At 36.5% G+C, this 19871-nt stretch carries 17 protein-coding genes; all 17 read left to right on the top strand.

All coding sequences use genetic code 11. The annotated features are described in order from the left end of the window. The first annotated feature begins 158 nt into the window (after positions 1–158). The 17 genes from FDO66_RS14935 to FDO66_RS15015 all read left to right on the top strand — a co-directional run bounded on the left by FDO66_RS14935 (position 159) and on the right by FDO66_RS15015 (position 19748). Positions 159–1085 carry a polysaccharide deacetylase family protein gene (locus FDO66_RS14935; RefSeq protein WP_141433462.1) on the top strand — a complete coding sequence of 309 codons (927 nt, stop codon included), beginning with the start codon at positions 159–161 and terminating at the stop codon, positions 1083–1085. A 105-nt stretch (positions 1086–1190) separates the two neighbouring features. Further along, positions 1191–2426 (top strand): M16 family metallopeptidase, encoded by a 1236-nt coding sequence (locus FDO66_RS14940; protein ID WP_141433463.1) that lies wholly within the window; start codon positions 1191–1193, stop codon positions 2424–2426. 43 nt (positions 2427–2469) lie between these two features. After that, on the top strand, positions 2470–2718 hold the full coding sequence (locus tag FDO66_RS14945) for a YlmC/YmxH family sporulation protein (protein ID WP_141433464.1): 249 nt from the start codon (positions 2470–2472) through the stop codon (positions 2716–2718). 295 nt (positions 2719–3013) lie between these two features. Beyond that, positions 3014–3916 carry a dipicolinic acid synthetase subunit A gene (gene dpaA / locus FDO66_RS14950; protein WP_141433465.1) on the top strand — a complete coding sequence of 301 codons (903 nt, stop codon included), beginning with the start codon at positions 3014–3016 and terminating at the stop codon, positions 3914–3916. Next, complete coding sequence (locus FDO66_RS14955) at positions 3913–4506, top strand: dipicolinate synthase subunit B (protein WP_141433466.1); 594 nt, start codon at positions 3913–3915, stop codon at positions 4504–4506. Before dpaA ends, FDO66_RS14955 begins: the two co-directional genes overlap by 4 nt. Positions 4507–4689: 183 nt before the next feature. Next, positions 4690–5739: an aspartate-semialdehyde dehydrogenase gene (gene asd, locus FDO66_RS14960; RefSeq protein WP_141433467.1), complete on the top strand. Its 1050-nt coding sequence runs from the start codon at positions 4690–4692 to the stop codon at positions 5737–5739. A gap of 256 nt (positions 5740–5995) precedes the next feature. Next, positions 5996–7240, top strand: a complete 1245-nt coding sequence (gene dapG, locus FDO66_RS14965) for an aspartate kinase (protein WP_141433468.1) — start codon at positions 5996–5998, stop codon at positions 7238–7240. Positions 7241–7260: 20 nt separating this feature from the next. Next, the gene (dapA, locus tag FDO66_RS14970; protein WP_141433469.1) at positions 7261–8130 is read left to right on the top strand and encodes a 4-hydroxy-tetrahydrodipicolinate synthase; all 870 of its coding nucleotides are present in this window, start codon (positions 7261–7263) and stop codon (positions 8128–8130) included. A gap of 194 nt (positions 8131–8324) precedes the next feature. Next, positions 8325–9998: a ribonuclease J gene (locus FDO66_RS14975; protein ID WP_141433470.1), complete on the top strand. Its 1674-nt coding sequence runs from the start codon at positions 8325–8327 to the stop codon at positions 9996–9998. A 287-nt stretch (positions 9999–10285) separates the two neighbouring features. Further along, complete coding sequence (locus FDO66_RS14980) at positions 10286–11038, top strand: ClpP family protease (RefSeq protein ID WP_141433521.1); 753 nt, start codon at positions 10286–10288, stop codon at positions 11036–11038. Beyond that, entirely contained in the window at positions 11035–11259 is a 225-nt protein-coding gene (locus tag FDO66_RS14985; protein ID WP_141433471.1) for a YlzJ-like family protein, read from the top strand. The genes FDO66_RS14980 and FDO66_RS14985 overlap by 4 nt, the downstream gene beginning before the upstream one ends. Positions 11260–11432: 173 nt before the next feature. Beyond that, complete coding sequence (locus FDO66_RS14990) at positions 11433–13763, top strand: DNA translocase FtsK (protein WP_141433472.1); 2331 nt, start codon at positions 11433–11435, stop codon at positions 13761–13763. Between the two features lie 209 nt (positions 13764–13972). Further along, positions 13973–14698 carry a GntR family transcriptional regulator gene (locus FDO66_RS14995; RefSeq protein ID WP_141433473.1) on the top strand — a complete coding sequence of 242 codons (726 nt, stop codon included), beginning with the start codon at positions 13973–13975 and terminating at the stop codon, positions 14696–14698. Positions 14699–14785: 87 nt separating this feature from the next. Continuing rightward, entirely contained in the window at positions 14786–15886 is a 1101-nt protein-coding gene (locus FDO66_RS15000; RefSeq protein WP_141433474.1) for a BMP family lipoprotein, read from the top strand. Between the two features lie 334 nt (positions 15887–16220). After that, positions 16221–17741 carry an ABC transporter ATP-binding protein gene (locus FDO66_RS15005; protein ID WP_141433475.1) on the top strand — a complete coding sequence of 507 codons (1521 nt, stop codon included), beginning with the start codon at positions 16221–16223 and terminating at the stop codon, positions 17739–17741. Then, positions 17742–18788, top strand: a complete 1047-nt coding sequence (locus FDO66_RS15010; protein ID WP_141433476.1) for an ABC transporter permease — start codon at positions 17742–17744, stop codon at positions 18786–18788. Beyond that, positions 18789–19748, top strand: coding sequence for an ABC transporter permease (locus FDO66_RS15015; RefSeq protein WP_141433477.1), 960 nt, complete (start codon positions 18789–18791; stop codon positions 19746–19748). Positions 19749–19871 lie beyond the last annotated feature (123 nt).

Here is a 19871-nt window from a genome sequence, read left to right on the forward strand (position 1 = left end):
CTTTGTTAAAGAGGTAAGAAGCTAAATGATAAATTTTCACAGTGAGTCAGGGGGATCCTGGCTTTTTTCATTGCTAATAAATTTTTCAAAACACATATCGGCTCGTTCTACCTTGTCCTCTCCTTACATAATGTGTAGGGAAGGAGGAGTCTAGATTCATGAAAAAATTATATCCATTCCTTTTAATTGGTTTGATAATTATTTTTGTGATCGTTTATTCTTGGCCACATACAAAACTGCTTGCTGTATTGAATAATAAAACAGAATTGCTAACAGAAATTACAGAGAAGGCTCATGATTACTATGTTCCACCAATAGATGCTAAGATAGACCCAGTGTGGAAGGCTATTCCTGGCTATAATGGACTTGAGGTTGACATAAAAGCTTCCTATCAAAAAATGAAAAAGTTAAATCAGTTTGATGAAAAAAAACTTGTCTTTAAGCAAGTGGAACCAAAGGTACACTTAAAAGACCTTCCTCCTGCCCCCATATATAAAGGAAATCCCTCTAAGCCAATGGTTAGCTTCGTCATAAATGTTGCATGGGGAAATGAATATATTTCAGATATACTTGCAACGCTAAAAAAACATAATATAAGGACTAGTTTCTTTTTGGAAGGGAGATGGGTTCAAAAGAATCCAGAGCTAGCGCAAATGATTGTGGCTGCTGGTCACGAGGTCGGAAATCATTCTTACACTCACCCTAATATGAAAATAATTACCTCAGCCAAAATTAGAGAGGAAATTGTAAAAACGAATGATGTTATTAAAGCAACAACTGACGCACCTTTATATTGGTTAGCTCCACCAAGTGGAAGCTATAGGGAAGAGGTAGTTAAAATTGCAGCAGAAGAAAAATTGGGAACGATTATGTGGAGTGTCGATACAATTGATTGGCAAAAACCTGCCCCAAATGTACTTCTTGATCGTGTGATGGGGAATATTCATAATGGAGCATTGATCTTGATGCATCCTACAGATCCTACTGCAAAATCTTTAGATAAACTCATCACAGAGATAAAGAAGAAAAAATTGGAGATTAATACAGTTTCTGAATTACTAAATGAAAATAGAGTAATGCATTAAACCTAAGATCATTTTTTTAGTAAATATTGTTGATATCATATATACTAACATTCGCGAGCGCAATTATTTAGCAACATGTTTAAGGACAGAACAGGAGGAGTTTAGTTGATACAAAAATATACATGTCAAAATGGGGTTAGAATAGTATTAGAAAATATTCCTACCGTTCGATCAGTCGCCATCGGTGTTTGGATTGGAGCTGGATCGAGAAACGAAACAATTAAAAATAATGGAATTTCTCATTTTCTTGAGCATATGTTTTTTAAAGGGACAAAAACAAGATCTGCAAAAGACATTGCAGAATCATTTGATAGCATTGGCGGACAGGTAAATGCATTTACATCTAAGGAGTATACTTGTTACTACGCTAAAGTGCTTGATAATCATTCTCATATTGCACTTGAAATTTTAGCGGATATGTTTTTTAATTCTACATTCATAGAGGAAGAGTTAAATAAAGAGAAAAATGTTGTCTATGAAGAAATAAAAATGTATGAAGATACACCAGATGATATTGTTCATGATATTTTAAGCAAAGCTGTTTATGAAGATCACGCATTAGGATTTCCTATTTTAGGGACGGAAAATACATTAAAAACCTTTAAGGCTAATACATTAAAAGAGTATATGTATAAACACTACAATCCAGAAAATGTAGTTGTTTCAATAGCAGGAAACATTAATGAAGATTTTATTAAAGAAGTAGAGAATTATTTTGGCGATTACAAGGGTGGAGAAAATAAGTCGGTTATTTCTAATCCAAAATTCCATTCAAATCGAATCATTAGAAAAAAAGAGACTGAACAGGCTCACCTTTGTATTGGTTTTAATGGACTAGAAATTGGAAACGATGATATGTATCAGCTAATCTGTTTAAACAACATATTAGGTGGTAGCATGAGCAGCCGTTTATTTCAAGAGGTTAGAGAGAAAAACGGGTTAGCCTACTCTATTTTCTCTTACCATTCTGCCTTTCAAGATAATGGAATCATTTCCATTTATGGAGGGACAGGGGCTAACCAAGTAGATTTATTATATAAGACTATTCAGGAAACATTAGATATATTAAAACAAGATGGAATTTCTGATAAAGAATTAAAAAATAGTAAGGAACAATTAAAAGGAAGCCTGATGTTAAGTCTTGAAAGCACAAATAGCCGCATGAGCAGAAATGGAAAAAATGAATTAATGCTTGGAAGACATCGTTCAATGGATGAGATTGTGATGGAAATTGATTCGGTTTCAAAGCAAGCTGTTAATGAAATGGCACATAAAATTTTTAACGATGAATACTCTATTGCTCTTATTAGTCCAGAAGGGAAGCTTCCTGAAAATTGGTAAGTATCATAGACTAAGGATTTTTCACCTGTGAGGAGGATTATTGATGAAGCTAAGTGAATTAAGCGGAAAAGAAATAGTTGATGTGAATCGTGCAGAGCGTTTGGGGGTCCTTGGTCAAACTGATTTGGAAATCAACGAAAAAAATGGCCAAATTCAAGCGTTACTTATTCCATCATTAAAATGGTTTGGCTTGAAAAAACAAGCTGGAGATTTGAGAGTGCCTTGGACACACATTAAAAAGATCGGAGTCGATATGATTATTATCGATATACCAGGGGACGATCAAGAATAATGAGAGCTTCTTAAAAGCTTAGCTTTTAAGATAACTTTTCAATAATCTAAATCCTGAAATACATTTCATGAAACATTTCTAGTTTGATGAAATCCAATGAACAACAATGTCTTAATTTGCTTTATTTTTATAAAGAGAAGTGTTTAACACGAATTCTTCTTATAAAAATATGGAGCAAATTAAGGCATTTTTTTATTCAATTGGAAAACTCACCTAATGAAGTATACATACATAAGATGTTGAAGAGTTTATAACTTACCTGTTGGATTCTTAAATAAAAGAAGGTGAGAATTTCATGCTGACAGAGATGCATATTGCCGTCATCGGTGGTGATGCAAGACAGCTAGAAATCATAAGAAAATTAACAGAGCTTGATGCTAAGCTTTCATTAATTGGTTTTGAACAACTCGATCATGCTTTTACTGGTGCGGCAAAAGTAAAAATAGATGAGTTAGATTTCTCAGATGTGGATGCCATTCTGTTACCAGTTCCAGGAACAGATCTTCAGGGTCAAGTAGATACAATTTTTTCAAATGAACAAGTTTTTTTAACGGAAGAAATTCTAAAAAAAACCCAAAACCACTGTACGGTATATTCTGGGATTTCGAATTCTTACTTAAATGAACTTTTGGAGAAAACGAATCGCCGCCTTGTACAATTATTTGATCGTGACGATGTTGCTATCTATAATTCCATTCCAACAGTAGAAGGTACCATCATGATGGCGATTCAACATACTGATTTTACCATTCATGGGTCAAATGTTATTGTGCTTGGACTTGGAAGAGTGGGCATGAGTGTTGCCAGAACGTTCTTTGCCTTAGGAGCAAAGGTAAAGGTGGGGGCTAGAAAAAGTGAGCATATTGCACGGATTACAGAAATGGGTTTAATCCCATTCCATTTAGATGAGATTGAACAAATCGTTAAAGATGTTGATATCTGTATCAACACAATCCCCTTTCTAGTGATTAAATCATCTGTTATATCAAAAATGCCAGCTCATACGTTAATTATTGACCTAGCTTCAAAGCCGGGTGGAACAGACTTCCGTTATGCAGAGAAAAGAGGAATTAAAGCATTGTTAGCACCTGGATTACCTGGTATTGTTGCACCGAAAACGGCAGGACAAATTCTTGCAAACGTTCTTTCTCAATTATTAATAGACGATTTACAAAACAGAAAGGAGAAACGAACATGAGCTTAAAAGGTAAACGAATTGGATTTGGGTTAACTGGCTCCCATTGCACATACGATGATGTTTTTCCTGAAATTGTAAAATTAGTTGAAGCTGGTGCTGAGGTATTGCCTGTCGTATCTTTTACGGTTCAGAATACGGACACACGTTTTGGAAAAGGGCAAGAATGGATTCAAAAAATTGAAGAAGTTACGGGGCATAAAGCCATTGATTCTATTGTCAAAGCGGAGCCATTAGGGCCAAAAATCCCACTTGATTGTATGGTAATAGCTCCTTTAACAGGAAACTCAATGAGTAAACTGGCGAATGCTCTTACAGAATCTCCCGTTTTAATGGCTGCTAAGGCTACATTAAGAAATCAAAGTCCTGTTGTATTAGGGATTTCTACTAATGATGCATTAGGACTAAATGGTATGAATTTAATGAAATTAATGGCAACCAAAAATATTTATTTCATCCCATTTGGTCAGGATGATCCGATAAAGAAACCAAACTCATTGGTTGCTAGAATGCCTTTATTAAGTGAAACCGTTGAATCTGCACTTCAATCGAAACAACTACAGCCTGTTTTGGTAGAAAGATATTTAGATTGACAGAAATGATTGATTTTTTACAATTCAAAAAAAGTTTCTTTCTTTCATGAATGATTATGTTAAAATAAATGTTATTATAAGATGGCGGCGGGCAGATTATAAGTGCCGCCGTCGTATTGTTTTGCTTTTTTTATAAAATAAAAATAGCGCAATTATTATATAGGATTGGAAGGAGAACATTTAATGGAACAGAAAAAAAGATTCCATGTAGCAGTAGTAGGAGCAACAGGTGCAGTAGGACAACAAATGATTCAAACTTTGGAAAATAGAGATTTTCCAATTGAAAAACTAACTCTATTATCCTCTTCCCGTTCTGCAGGATCCAAAGTAACATTTAAAGGTAAAGAATATATTGTTGAAGAGGCGAAGCCTGAAAGCTTTAAAGGAGTGGACATAGCTTTATTTAGTGCAGGTGGAAGCATATCAAAAGAACTAGCTCCACACGCTGTTAAGCATGGTGCTATTTGTGTAGATAATACAAGTGCATTTCGAATGGACGAAAATGTACCATTAGTTGTCCCAGAGGTAAACGAACAAGATTTATTTTCACATAATGGCATTATTGCTAACCCAAACTGTTCAACCATTCAGATGGTTGTGGCATTAGAGCCAATTCGTAACAAATATGGCTTAAGCAAAGTGCTTGTTTCAACTTATCAAGCGGTTTCAGGTTCAGGAGCTGCAGCTGTAGAAGAACTTATGGGACAAACAAAGTCGATTATTAGTGGTGAAAGCTTTGAACCAAAAATCCTTCCGGTAAAAGGTGATAAAAAGCATTACCAAATTGCATTTAATGCGATTCCGCAAATTGATGTTTTCACAGAAAACGGATTTACGTATGAAGAAATGAAAATGATTAATGAAACAAAAAAAATCATGCATATGCCAGACCTATCTGTTGCAGCTACTTGTGTACGTTTACCTGTGGCTACTGGACATTCAGAATCCGTTTATTTTGAAATTGAAACAGAAGGGGTAAAAGCGGCAGATCTTAAAGACTTGCTTCATGATGCACCTGGGGTAGTATTACAGGATGATCCTGAAAATCAAATTTATCCAATGCCTGCAGACTGTGTAGGGAAAAACGATGTGTTTGTTGGACGTATCCGCAATGATCTTGATAAAGGTACTGGCTTCCATATGTGGGTTGTATCAGATAACCTACTAAAAGGTGCGGCTTGGAATTCTGTTCAAATAGCAGAAAGCCTCGTTAAACTTGAAATTGTAAAATAAATATTTATTAAAATGCAACCTCTTCAGTAGGGAATAGGATTATTATAATAATTATTTTTGCCGTATCCGAATAAAAAAGTGCAAGGCGCCTATAGCAAGACATTATCAAAATCTTCCCCAGCTGATGGGTAAATGTAACAAGAGTTTGTCCAAAATCAAGGTCCCAAACTCTTCAGTCAAATTTAAATAAACGGGTTTTGGTTTTGGACACTCTCAAAAATTCACTTTATCGAATAAAGTGGTTAGAGGTGTTACGATGAAGATAATTGTACAAAAATTTGGCGGTACTTCTGTTCGTGATCAATATAGTCGTGAACATGCAGTAAAACATATAAAAAAGGCACTAGCAGAAGGTTATAAAGTTGTCATTGTTGTTTCTGCTATGGGGAGAAAAGGGGAGCCATACGCAACTGACACCCTGCTTTCACTAGTTGGCGGAAATGTAAATAAAATAAGCAGAAGAGAAAATGACCTTCTATTATCTTGTGGTGAGATTATCTCCAGTGTCGTATTTACAAACTTACTGCTGCAAGAAGGAATAAGGGCAACGGCTCTTACAGGAGCACAGGCAGGCATTAAAACGAATCAAGATTTTACAAATGCCAGAATCATCGATATGAAATGCAACAGATTGTTACATGAATTAGGAACATTTGACGCAGTTGTAGTAGCTGGTTTTCAAGGAGCGACTGAAAATGGTGATGTAACTACCCTTGGCAGAGGCGGGAGTGACACTTCTGCAGCAGCATTAGGCGCTGCGCTTAACGCTGATTGGATTGATATATTTACGGATGTTGAAGGGATTATGACGGCAGATCCTAGAATAGCTGAGAACGCTAGACCTCTATCGATTGTTACTTATACTGAGGTATGTAACATGGCTTATCAAGGTGCAAAGGTGATACACCCTAGAGCAGTTGAAATAGCTATGCAAGCAAAAGTACCCATTCGTATTCGTTCTACTTATTCTGATAACCCTGGGACTCTCGTTACGACAATTAACAAATTTAATCAGGACAGTGATATTAAAGACCGCCTTGTTACAGGTATTGCACATTTAGCCCCTGTAACGCAAATAAAGGTTTTCGCAAAAAAAGATCAGTATGATTTACAGGCAAAGGTATTTAAAGCGATGGCAACTGACAAGATCAGTGTGGATTTTATTAATATTTCACCGAATGGAGTTGTCTATACTGTTAGTGAGGAAACAACAGATAAAGCAATTGGCATCCTAAAAAACATGGGACATGACCCTGTCGTTGAAAGAGAATGTGCCAAGGTCTCAGTAGTAGGAGCTGGAATGGCTGGAGTACCTGGAGTTACCTCGAAAATTGTGACATCTCTTTCAGAAAACGGAATTCGAATATTACAATCAGCAGATAGCCATACAACTATCTGGGTATTAGTTAAGCAGGATGATTTGCCTAAATCAGTAAACGTACTCCATGATGCATTTCAACTTGAAAAAGAAACAATTGAATATACTCGTAAAGATCTATAAGTTTATTAAGGAGTGAAAAAATGGTTTTATTTGGTCGAGTCTCAACCGCCATGGTGACACCTTTTGACCATAAAGGTCATGTTGATTTTGCAAAAGCAACTCAGTTAATTAATCATTTACTTGCAAACGGAACAGATTCACTTGTTGTTGCAGGTACAACGGGAGAGTCGCCAACTCTTTCTAAGGAAGAAAAACTTGCATTATTTCAGCATGTTGTAAAAACCGTGGACAAAAGAGTTCCTGTTATTGCTGGAACTGGTAGTAATAATACTTATGCTTCTATTGAATTAACAAAAAAAGCTGAAAAAATCGGTGTAGATGCGGTAATGGTTGTGGCACCGTATTATAATAAACCTAATCAAGAAGGAATTTATCAGCATATTAAAGCAATTGCTGAAAGTACCTCTCTACCTGTCATGATATACAACATTCCTGGCAGATCCGTTGTTAATATACTACCTGAAACGATTATTCGTTTATCTCAAATTCCAAATATAGTTGCAGTTAAAGAAGCTAGTGGCGATCTTAACTCCATGACTACCATTATCGCTGGAACGGATGATGAGTTTACACTATACAGTGGGGATGATAGTTTAACATTGCCAGTATTAGCAATTGGAGGTGCCGGTATCATTTCAGTGGCTTCACATGTTATTGGAAATGAAATGCAAGAAATGATCCGTTCTTATCTTAACGGTAATAGAGAAAAAGCAGCGTTGCTGCACCAACAATTACTCCCTCAAATGCAAGGATTATTTGCTGCTCCTAATCCTGTACCTGTAAAAACCGCTTTACAATTAAAAGGTCTCGATGTTGGTTCTGTTCGTCTTCCATTAGTACCTTTAACTGAAGCGGAGAGAGTAACCTTATCAAAGCTCTTTAACATTTAATTTGTAAAGTGTAAGAAGCTTAAAAAGGCTACTGTCCTAACCTCAAAGAAAAAATATTTCTAATGCGATCATAAAAAAACTAACCATCAATTTTAAAATGGTTGGTTTTTTTTGGTTGTACACATTTTCTGAGTTCAAGTATAATAATGATAACTGATCATTGGTCGGGTTAACACGCCTTAGGAGGAATTGAATTGATAAAAAGAGAGAATGATAGCATCAAGCTGATAGCCCTAGGTGGAGTGGGGGAAATTGGCAAAAATATGTACCTAGTGGAGGTGGATGAGGACATATTTGTTATCGATGCAGGTTTGATGTTTCCGGAAAATGAGATGCTCGGCATTGATATTGTAATTCCTGATGTCACATATTTAATTCAAAATAAAGAGAGAGTTCAAGGGATATTTTTAACGCACGGGCATGAGGACCATATTGGTGCTTTATCTTATATCCTTCGTGATTTAGATGTACCGATATATGGCACTCGATTAACATTAGCTTTAGCAAAAGCAAAAATGAAAGAGTTAGATTTTAAAGGAAAAGCACAGTTTCATGAAATTACATCAAAATCTAAAATTGACTTTGATACGGCATATGTGACTTTTTTTAAAACGAATCATAGCATTCCGGATTCAGTTGGGATTTGTATTCATACTTCTGAAGGAGTTATTGTACATACAGGTGATTTTAAATTTGATCAAGCAGCTGGAAGTTTATACAAACCTGAAGTTGGAGAAATGGCCAGGATAGGAGAAGAAGGGGTACTTTGCTTATTATCTGATAGCACGGATGCCGAAAAACCAGGACATTCTGTTTCAGACGCCATTGTCACAAAAGAATTAATTCATGCCTTTTACAGTGCCTCTGGGAGAATTATAGCCTCTTGCTTTGCTTCTGATCTAAATAGAATCCAACATATTTTTGATGCGGCATTAGAATGTAAACGTAAGGTTGCGGTCGTTGGAAAAAGTTTGAAAAGAATTTTTGATATTGCACTTGAATTAAACTATCTTCAAATTTCCGAGGATTTAATTGTTTCAATTGCAGAGTTAGATCAATATGCAGAACATGAACAGATTATTTTAACAACAGGCACTCAAGGAGAGCCAATTGAAGTATTACAGAAAATGGCAAAAAAAACACATAAACAAGTTAATATTAAACCTGGTGATACGGTCCTATTTGCTGGAGCACCTCTACGCGGAAGCGAGGTATTTATATATAAGACAATTGATATGTTATATCGTGCAGGAGCGACCGTACTGTCTGGCAAAAAAACCTTTAACACTTCTAACCACGGAAGTCAGGAAGAATTAAAATTTATGATCAATTTAATGAATCCTAAATTTTTCATCCCAGTCCATGGAGAGTATCGAATGCTAAAAGCTCATGCTAAAATTGCAAAGGAATGTGGGATAAAGGATAACCAAATTTATATACCTGAAAAAGGTGAAGTAGTTGAAATTAAAAATGGCAAACTCCGTACTAGGAATTCCATATCTGCAGGAAATGTATTAATTGATGGAATTGGTGTTGGAGATGTAGGCAATATTGTATTAAGAGATCGAAAGCTTTTATCTCAGGATGGCATCCTAATTGTGGTTGTAACTTTAAACAAGTTTGAGAAGAAAATTTCTTCTGGTCCAGAAATTATTTCTAGAGGCTTTGTGTATGTGAGGGAATCAGAAAAACTATTGGAGGAAGCAACCAATAGAGTAAAAGAGATTGTCGAAAAAAGCATTGCTATGGATTCATTTGATTGGGCAGGAATTAAACAAGATATAAGAGATGTGTTAAATCAATTTTTATTTGAAAAAACAAGACGTAGGCCAATGATTATGCCTATCATTATGGAAATAAAAAATTAATCCTTATTAAGTTCTGTCGAAACCGATAAAGGCGCCTTCCGACGTACAGGATGTACGAGTGCCGATGAAGACATAAGGACGTGGCGTCCTTAATCGGCCGCATTTCTTGTCTAGCACAGCGCCTAGCCCTTGTGAAAAATAGCCCATTGTCTCTAAGCAAAAAACACTTTTGAGCCAAGGGAACATTTTTCTTCAGGGCTGATCAAGTCGCTTCCGCTTTTCTGGATTGAAATATCCCTTCTCGTTCATACTAAGAAATATCATGCTTGAAGGGAGAAATTGAAATGATGATAGAGAACAATGATTATGATTTTAATCAAGAAGGGGAACAAGAAAGACCAAAAGAAGAGAAACCATCAAATCTAGTGGAAAAAATACAGCAGTTAGGTCAAACGAATGTTCCTCAGCTTTCTCAAGATTCAAACATACATTGTTTAACAATCGTTGGTCAAATAGAAGGACATTTACAATTGCCTCCACAAAATAAAACGACTAAATATGAACACCTTATCCCTCAGATTGTAGCAATTGAACAAAACCAAAAGATAGAAGGGCTTTTAGTCATATTAAATACGGTTGGTGGAGATGTAGAAGCGGGTTTAGCTATTTCAGAGATGTTAGCCTCCTTATCAAAGCCTACCGTTTCAATTGTTTTAGGTGGTGGCCATTCCATTGGTGTACCTATTGCAGTCTCTACAAAATATTCATTTATTGCTGAAACAGCGACCATGACCATTCATCCAATCAGATTGACAGGACTTGTTATTGGGGTTCCGCAAACTTTTGAATATTTAGATAAAATGCAAGATCGTGTCATTAAATTTGTAACGAAGCACTCTAATATAACAGAAGAGCAGTTTAAAGATCTAATGTTTGCTAAAGGCAATTTAACAAGAGATATTGGAACGAATGTAGTCGGTTTGGATGCAGTAAAATATGGTTTAATTGATGAAGTAGGTGGAATTGGCCAAGCGATGAAAAAGCTAAATGAGCTAATTGAATGGTCAAAAAAGGGGCAGAATGAGGGGATGGTCCAATGATTTTATATACGGTTATTCCTCAAGAGCTTTTATTTCCACTAGACGAAAGTGAGTATCAAAAGCAGCTCTATGTTTCTTATCAAGGAATCCCGTTATTAGTGGAAAAGACACATGAGGATGAATATAAAATTATTCGTTTAGTCAGCAGCAATCCGAGTCATTATTTAATATCGAGGATTGAACCAGGAATGACTATTCCCATGTCTGAAATCATTAAGTAGTAAAGAGTCCCTTCGTTATAAAGCCAAAATCCATACTATATGCTATAATGATCCTAATGAGAAAGAGGGTGACCCATGGGGACACCCTCTCTTCATTCATCACCCCATATACTGCAGCAAATCATCCATTAATTGGACTCATCCTATTCAATACGAAAAAATAAGGTGATTATATGGTGAAAAGAAAAAGAAGAAAAACAAGGAAGAAAGAACAAATCAAACGTATCATTCAATATGAATTAACAGCCATGTTATTATTAGCCCTTGCTGCTATTTCATTAGCGAAGCTCGGAGCAGTTGGTAAAGCAACCGTATTATTTTTCCGATTTTTTATGGGTGAATGGTATGTTATTAGTTTGCTTAGCTTAATTGTTTACAGCGGATATTTAATGTGGAAGCGAGAATTGCCCAACCTTTTACATGTTAAATTAATAGGGCTTTATTTAATCATAAGCTCCTTACTATTACTAAGCCATGTAACCTTATTTAATTTACTATTAACTGAAGGGAATTTTGCCAATCCAAGTGTCATAAAAAACACTTGGGAATTATTTTGGTTAGAAGTAAAAGGAAGTACAAGCACGTCTGATCTTGGCGGGGGGATGATTGGTGCCGTCTTATTTGCTTTATTTTATTATTTGTTTGATGCCTCTGGAACTAAAATAATTGCGGTTGTATTAATTTTAATGGGTTTTATTCTTCTTACAGGGCGAACTTTCGGTGAGTTTGTAGGGAATATTATCCTGTCTATTTGGGATTTTATGAAAAAGCAATGGTTAGGTTTTATCGAAGACGTAAAAGATTGGAAAGAAGAACATAAAGAGAAAAGAGCTGAATCAAAATTACGGAAACAAGCAGAAAAAGAGAATAAACAATCGCAAGAACCTGAAAATCAGCCTCAAATTACTCACAATCAGGAAACGAATGTAGAAACAAAACGAACTGAACCAATCATTTCAAGCTTTGTAGATAAAGCTTATCCAGATGAACAACCCCAAAAAAGGGGGCAGCAACAGACAGCACAAACTGAAGAGGAGGATACTGCTCCTGCTATATCCTTTACCGAAGTAGAAAATACGGCATATGATTTACCTCCAATCCACTTGCTTAATCAACCTCGGCAAACCGATCAGAGTGGAGAGTATCAGCTGATCCATGCAAATGCTGCTAAGTTAGAAAAAACCTTCCAAAGCTTTGGGGTCAAAGCGAAAGTAACACAAGTGCATCTCGGACCTGCAGTAACAAAATACGAGGTGCATCCTGATGCAGGAGTAAAGGTAAGTAAAATTGTAAGTCTTAGTGATGATCTAGCTTTAGCATTAGCAGCAAAGGATATTCGAATAGAAGCGCCTATTCCAGGGAAATCAGCCATAGGAATTGAAGTTCCAAACTCAGAAGTAGCGATGGTCTCATTAAGAGAAGTCCTAGAATCTAATCGAAATGATAAACCAGAGTCAAAGCTTATGATCGGACTGGGCAGAGACATCACTGGAGAAGCAGTGCTTGCTGAATTAAATAAAATGCCTCATTTATTAGTTGCAGGAGCAACTGGAAGTGGAAAAAGTGTGTGCATTAATGGAATTATTATTAGCATATTAATGAGAGCCAAGCCTCATGAAATAAAATTAATGATGATTGACCCGAAAATGGTAGAATTAAATGTATATAATGGAATCCCGCATTTATTAGCGCCTGTTGTAACAGATGCGAAAAAAGCTTCGCAGGCACTAAAAAAAGTAGTAAATGAAATGGAAAGAAGATATGAGTTGTTTTCCCATACAGGAACAAGAAATATTGAAGGCTATAATGAGTATGTAAAAAAACATAATGCTGCTGAAGGGGATAAGCAGCCATTATTGCCTTATATCGTCGTCATAGTAGACGAGCTAGCCGATTTAATGATGGTGGCATCTTCAGATGTAGAGGATGCAATTACGCGGTTAGCCCAAATGGCTCGAGCTGCTGGTATACATTTAATTATCGCAACTCAAAGACCATCAGTTGATGTCATAACTGGAGTGATAAAAGCAAATATTCCATCTAGAATTGCCTTTGCCGTTTCATCCCAAATTGATTCAAGAACAATACTTGATACAGGTGGGGCAGAAAAGCTGCTTGGTCGAGGAGATATGCTATTTATGCCAATTGGTGCTTCGAAACCAATTAGAGTGCAAGGCGCTTTCTTATCGGATGAAGAAGTCGAAGAAATTGTTGATTTTGTTATTTCTCAACAAAAAGCACAATATCAAGAAGAAATGATTCCAGAGGATGTTCCAGAAGCAACTGGAGAAGTAGATGATGAATTATACAATGATGCAGTTGATTTAATTGTCGAAATGCAAACTGCCTCCGTTTCGATGCTTCAACGAAGATTTAGGATTGGATATACTAGAGCGGCAAGATTGATCGATGAAATGGAGGCAAGAGGTGTTGTCGGCCCTTATGAAGGGAGCAAACCTAGATCCGTATTGATCACGAAATCGTCAGAAGAAGCTAGTTCCTAGCTCAGAAGTATGCTTACCTATTGTGACATACTAAATGGTTGGATAGTCTAAAAAACTACAAAAAGAATTTGAAAATTTACTAAAATCGACAAATATTTGAAATTTCTATTTATTTATTCCTAGAAAAGTGTTATAGTATTTTCGATTAGTAGGAATGATTATACATCAGAAGTCTGATGTCTTGAGAAAATCGTTTGGGGGATACCTGCATGTCTATTAAGTCTGATAGTCGACACTTGTATTTACAAGTAATCGATCATTTGAAGCAAGATATAAAAGAAGGCGTTTATCAAGAACGTGAAAAACTGCCATCTGAATTTGATCTTGCAAAAAAGCTCGGTGTTAGTAGAGCAACACTTCGAGAAGCGTTAAGAATCTTAGAAGAAGAAAATATTATCACACGCCGACACGGAGTCGGTACATTTGTCAATGTAAAACCTCTGTTTACTTCAGGAATTGAACAATTAAATAGTGTGACAAAAATGATTGAACAAGCAGGAATGAAGCCAAGTACGATTTTTTTAAGTTCAGTTTCTTTAGAACCAACCAATGAAGACGTTCGTCGATTTTCATGTTCCTATGATGAGAAGATCACGATGATTGAAAGAGTTCGAACTGCAAATGGCGAGCCGGTTGTTTACTGCGAGGATAAAGTCCTTGAGAAATTCCTTCCCGATACATTGTCACACGATCAAGAATCCATCTTCAATATGCTGGAAGTAGAATCTCAAAGAAAAATTACATACGCCGTTGCTGAAATTGAACCCATTAGCTACCATGAAAAAATTTCTCCTATATTGGAATGTGATCCAGAAACAGCTTTGCTCGTATTAAAGCAAATGCATTTTGATGAAACGGACATGCCTATTCTTTATTCGGTTAATTACTTCAGAGCAGATAAATTCAGTTTCCACGTCTTGAGAAAAAGAATTTAGTCCCTATTAGGTTACTTTCAGTGAAAGGAAGCTCTATGCTACATCTCTACTAATTTATTAAAATAATTATATTTTGGGGGAATTGACTTGAAAAAAAGAAATTTTAGTCTTATTCTTACGCTAATTATTGCTTTAGGTGCAATTTTAAGTGCATGTGGCAAGAGCAATGACAATGGAGCTTCAAGTGATGAAAGTAAAAAGAATTCCTTCTCAGTTGCGATGGTAACTGATGTTGGTGGGGTTGATGATAAGTCATTTAATCAATCAGCTTGGGAAGGACTTCAAGAATTCGGAAAAGATAATGGACTTAAAAAAGGAAAAGGTGGATATAATTACCTTCAATCAAAATCAGATGCTGACTATGCTACAAACTTAAATAATCTTGTTCGTAATGATTTTAATTTGGTGTTTGGTATCGGATTTTTAATGCAAAAGGATATTGAAGAAATTGCAAAGCAACAAAAAGATGCTCATTTTGCAATTATTGATGCCGTAGTGGAGCAACCGAATGTTGCAAGTGTTGTCTTTAAGGAGCAAGAAGGAGCATTCCTTGCTGGAGTTGCAGCAGGATTAGCAACAAAAACTAATACGATCGGATTTATCGGCGGGATGGAAATTCCTGTTATAGAGCATTTTGAATCAGGCTTCTTAGCGGGCGTGCAAGCTGTTAACCCTAGTGCGAAAGTAGATGTACAATATGCGGGTGCATTTGATAAAGCTGAAACAGGTCAAACGATTGCTTCAAAAATGTATGCATCGGGTGCTGATGTTGTTTTCCACGCTGCAGGTGCAACAGGTAATGGATTATTTAAAGAAGCACGTGACCTTAAAAAGAAAGATCCTTCTAAAGTGATTTGGGCAATTGGAGTTGACTCTGACCAGTCTGCAGAAGGTGTTGTCGATATTAATGGTAAGGAACAGAATGTAATTTTAACCTCTGCTTTAAAAGGTGTAAAAACAGCTGTAATCGACCTTTCAACTAAGGCGAAGGACGGTAAATTTCCAGGTGGAGATGTGATTAGCTACGGCTTAGCAGAGGATGCAGTTGGACTTGCACCAATTAATGCTGAAGTATCAAATAAAGCAGATATTGAATCTGCAGTTAGTGAATGGAAAGAAAAAATCAAAAGTGGCAGTCTTAAGGTTCCAGCTACTAAAAAGGAATTAGCTACTTTTAAAGCAGAATAAATCTTCAATTTTACAAGGAATAAGCGGGTACATTCTATCCTCTTATTCCTTTTTTAAAAGATAAAAGTATAGCTATTAGAAGGTATACTAGTTTCTTGATCTAACGCCTTCACCTAGTGAAAAAATAACCCTTTGCCTCTTAAAGCATTAAGCGCTTTTCGAATCAAAAGAACATTTTTCTTCTGGGCTGAACAAGCGCTTCTGCTTTTCTTTAGCATTTGTATACATAATGATTCAAAAAGATTTTTAGCTGTTTAATAACATACAAGTCTATGCAATGTTAAAAAAAGAATAGTAAGCAGCTTTTGTCTTTTTTGAAAAGGAGAGTGTAAAGTTGGAGTATGTAATTGAGATGCTGAATATAAGGAAAGAATTCCCTGGGATTGTTGCAAACGATAATATTAATCTACAAGTAAAAAAAGGAGAGATACATGCACTCCTTGGAGAAAATGGTGCAGGTAAATCAACTCTAATGAATATTCTCTTTGGCCTATATCAGCCAGAAAAAGGAGAGATTCGAGTTAATGGGAAGCCAGTTAAAATTACGAATCCAAACATCGCGAATCAACTTGGAATTGGGATGGTGCACCAGCATTTTATGCTTGTAGATACGTTTACGGTGACTGAAAATATCATATTAGGGCGAGAAATCACCAAAAATGGGAAGATTGATATTAAAAAAGCTGAAAAAGAGGTAGAAGCCATTTCTAAACGATACGGTCTTGCTGTAAATCCGCAAGCCAAGATATCAGATATATCAGTAGGGATGCAGCAAAGAGTAGAAATATTAAAGACATTGTATAGAGGTGCCGAGATTCTTATATTTGATGAACCTACTGCTGTCTTGACTCCACAAGAAATAAACGAATTGATTCAAATTATGAAAAACTTAATAAAAGAAGGAAAATCGATTATTTTAATTACTCACAAGCTAAAAGAAATCATGGAAGTTTGTGATCAAGTAACTGTTATTAGAAAAGGGAAAGGGATTGGCACACTTTTCGTAAAAGACACAGAGCCAAATGAATTAGCTAGTTTAATGGTTGGCCGTGAAGTAACCTTTAAAACGGAGAAAAAAGAAGCACAGCCTAAGGAAGAAGTTCTGCAAATTAAAGATTTAGTTGTAGAAGATGCTCGTGGGGTAAAAGTGGTCAACCAGCTCAATTTATCTGTTCGATCAGGTGAAATTATTGGAATTGCTGGTGTTGATGGGAATGGACAAACAGAATTAATTGAAGCCATAACAGGATTAAGGAAATCGCAAGATGGTTCTATTTTGTTTAATGGCCAGGAAATACGGAAGTTTAGTGCGAGAAAAATTACGGAAGCTGGATTAGGGCATATTCCACAAGATCGACATAAACTAGGACTTGTTCTTGATTTTCCAATTGGAGAAAACATGGTTTTACAAACGTACTATCAACCTCCTTTTTCAAAGAATGGTGTTCTTAATTATAAAGAAATCTATGTTAAAGCACGAAGTTTAATCAATGAATACGACGTTCGTACGCCGAATGAATATACATTAGCCCGTTCATTATCTGGTGGAAATCAGCAAAAAGCCATAATTGGCCGCGAAGTAGATCGAGACCCTGATTTATTGATTGCAGCTCAGCCAACAAGAGGCCTAGACGTTGGGGCAATCGAGTTCATCCATAAACGTTTAATTGAGCAGCGTGATAATGGAAAAGCTGTATTGCTGCTATCCTTTGAGCTTGATGAAATTATGAATGTCAGTGACCGGATTGCAGTCATTTATGAAGGGAAAATTGTCGCAATCGTTGATCCCAAAGAGACAACAGAGCAAGAGCTTGGTTTGTTAATGGCAGGATCAAGCAAGGAGGTAATAGATTAGATGACTAATCGATTGAAAAGCTTTTTTATTTCGATTATTGCTGTTTTTTTAGGAATCATTGTTGGAACGATCTTAATGATAGGAACAGGCTATAATCCGATTACAGCTTACTCTGCCTTATGGAATGGCGCATTTGGAGATAGTTATTATATTGGAGAGGTCATTAGACAGGTTACACCATACATATTATCTGGACTTGCTGTAGCTTTTGCCTTTCGAACAGGTTTGTTCAACATCGGAGTGGAAGGTCAGTTAATTGTTGGATGGGTGGCTGCTGTTTGGGTCGGTGTTGCTTTTGATTTACCGAAAATCATTCATTTGCCACTTGCTATTCTTGCAGCAGCAGCAGCTGGTGCTATTTGGGGATTAATTCCTGGGTTTTTGAAAGCTCGCTTTCATGTTCATGAAGTTATTGTATCCATTATGATGAACTATATTGCTTTACATGTGACGAACTATTTGATTCGGACTGTCTTATCTGAGAACAGTGACAAAACGGATAAAATATCGGAATCTGCTTCGTTGAAATCCCCTTTATTGGAGAGCATGACTGATTATTCTCGCTTGCATTGGGGGATTTTAATCTCCATTCTATGTGTCTTTATTATGTGGTTTCTTTTAGAAAAAACAACAAAAGGATACGAGTTAAGAGCAGTTGGGTTTAATCAGCATGCAGCAAAATATGCTGGGATGAATGTCAATCGCAATATCATGCTTTCAATGGTGGTTTCTGGAGCTTTTGCTGGATTAGCCGGAGCGATGGAAGGTCTAGGAACATTTGGCTATGCAGCTGTTAAGGGCGGCTTTACAGGCGTTGGATTTGATGGAATTGCTGTTGCGTTGCTCGGCGGGAATGCTCCGCTTGGAATTGTACTAGCAGCATTGTTATTTGGCAGCTTAAAGGTAGGAGCGTTAAATATGCCTTTAGAAGCTGAAGTTCCAAATGAACTTGTCGATATTATTATTGCTTTAATAGTCTTTTTTGTTGCAGCTAGCTACTTAATTCGATGGCTTATGGAACGATTTAGTAAAAAGGGGGTGAAATAAGTGGGGTTTATGGACATGTTGTTAATCATTGTTCCATCTACGTTGCTTTGGGCGGCTCCCCTTATTTTCACAGCAATAGGTGGTAACTTTTCTGAAAGATCTGGGATTGTAAATATTGGCTTAGAAGGTTTAATGGTGATTGGTGCTTTTACTGCCATTGTATTTAATTTAACGTTTGATCAAACTTTGGGAAGCTTTACACCGTGGATATCACTACTCGTTGCTATGATAGTAGGAGCTTTATTTTCACTTTTACATGCAGCAGCGTCTATTACATTTCGAGCAGATCAGACCGTGTCTGGAGTTGCCATTAACCTCCTTGGCCTTGGACTTGCTTTATTTCTTGTAAAATTTATTTACGGGAAAGGGCAAACAGATATTATCCAAATAGGATTTAGCAAGGTGGATATACCTTTTTTGAGTGATATTCCTTTTATTGGGGAGATATTTTTCTCAAATACGTATTATACATCGTTTGTGGCTATTGTCGTTGCGATTATTGCTTGGTACGTGATGTTTAAGACTCCATTTGGTTTACGCCTTCGGTCCGTAGGAGAGCATCCCATGGCAGCTGATACGATGGGGATCAATGTAACAAAATTGCGCTATATTGGCGTTATCATTTCAGGAGCCCTTGCTGGGGTCGGAGGTGGAGTGTATGCACAATCCATTTCATCAGATTTTAGCCACGCTACCATAAGCGGACAAGGGTTTATGTCCTTAGCTGCTTTGATTTTTGGGAAATGGCATCCACTTGGTGCAATGGGTGCAGCCATTTTCTTTGGTTTTGCACAAAGCTTAAGTATTATCGGATCGAGCTTGCCATTTTTAGATAATATTCCAAATGTATACTTACTCATTGCCCCTTACGTATTAACCATTCTTGCCTTAACTGGATTTATCGGACGTGCTGATGCTCCTAAAGCATTAGGTACCCCTTATTTAAAAGGAAAAAGATAATTTAAGCTTGAAGTACCAAATGAACGGATGGACGAAAATACTTTTGAATGTATTTTTTGTCCATCCTTTTTTGTTGTAACAAAAGCGCAAGTGCCCTTGCTCATCAACGTAAAGTGGTCGAGC

The sequence above is a fragment of the Bacillus sp. 03113 genome (genome assembly GCF_006546985.1).
In the GTDB taxonomy this organism is placed as follows: Bacteria; Bacillota; Bacilli; order Bacillales; family Cytobacillaceae; genus VATK01.

Bases quoted from the DNA above. Each gene is read 5' to 3' on its own strand.
- FDO66_RS14935 (WP_141433462.1), top strand. From the start codon at position 159: ATGAAAAAATTATATCCATTCCTTTTAATTGGTTTGATAATTATTTTT.
- FDO66_RS14945 (WP_141433464.1), top strand. From the start codon at position 2,470: ATGAAGCTAAGTGAATTAAGCGGAAAAGAAATAGTTGATGTGAATCGT.
- dpaA (WP_141433465.1), top strand. From the start codon at position 3,014: ATGCTGACAGAGATGCATATTGCCGTCATCGGTGGTGATGCAAGACAG.
- FDO66_RS14955 (WP_141433466.1), top strand. From the start codon at position 3,913: ATGAGCTTAAAAGGTAAACGAATTGGATTTGGGTTAACTGGCTCCCAT.
- asd (WP_141433467.1), top strand. From the start codon at position 4,690: ATGGAACAGAAAAAAAGATTCCATGTAGCAGTAGTAGGAGCAACAGGT.
- dapG (WP_141433468.1), top strand. From the start codon at position 5,996: ATGAAGATAATTGTACAAAAATTTGGCGGTACTTCTGTTCGTGATCAA.
- dapA (WP_141433469.1), top strand. From the start codon at position 7,261: ATGGTTTTATTTGGTCGAGTCTCAACCGCCATGGTGACACCTTTTGAC.
- FDO66_RS14980 (WP_141433521.1), top strand. From the start codon at position 10,286: ATGATAGAGAACAATGATTATGATTTTAATCAAGAAGGGGAACAAGAA.
- FDO66_RS14985 (WP_141433471.1), top strand. From the start codon at position 11,035: ATGATTTTATATACGGTTATTCCTCAAGAGCTTTTATTTCCACTAGAC.
- FDO66_RS14990 (WP_141433472.1), top strand. From the start codon at position 11,433: ATGGTGAAAAGAAAAAGAAGAAAAACAAGGAAGAAAGAACAAATCAAA.
- FDO66_RS14995 (WP_141433473.1), top strand. From the start codon at position 13,973: ATGTCTATTAAGTCTGATAGTCGACACTTGTATTTACAAGTAATCGAT.
- FDO66_RS15010 (WP_141433476.1), top strand. From the start codon at position 17,742: ATGACTAATCGATTGAAAAGCTTTTTTATTTCGATTATTGCTGTTTTT.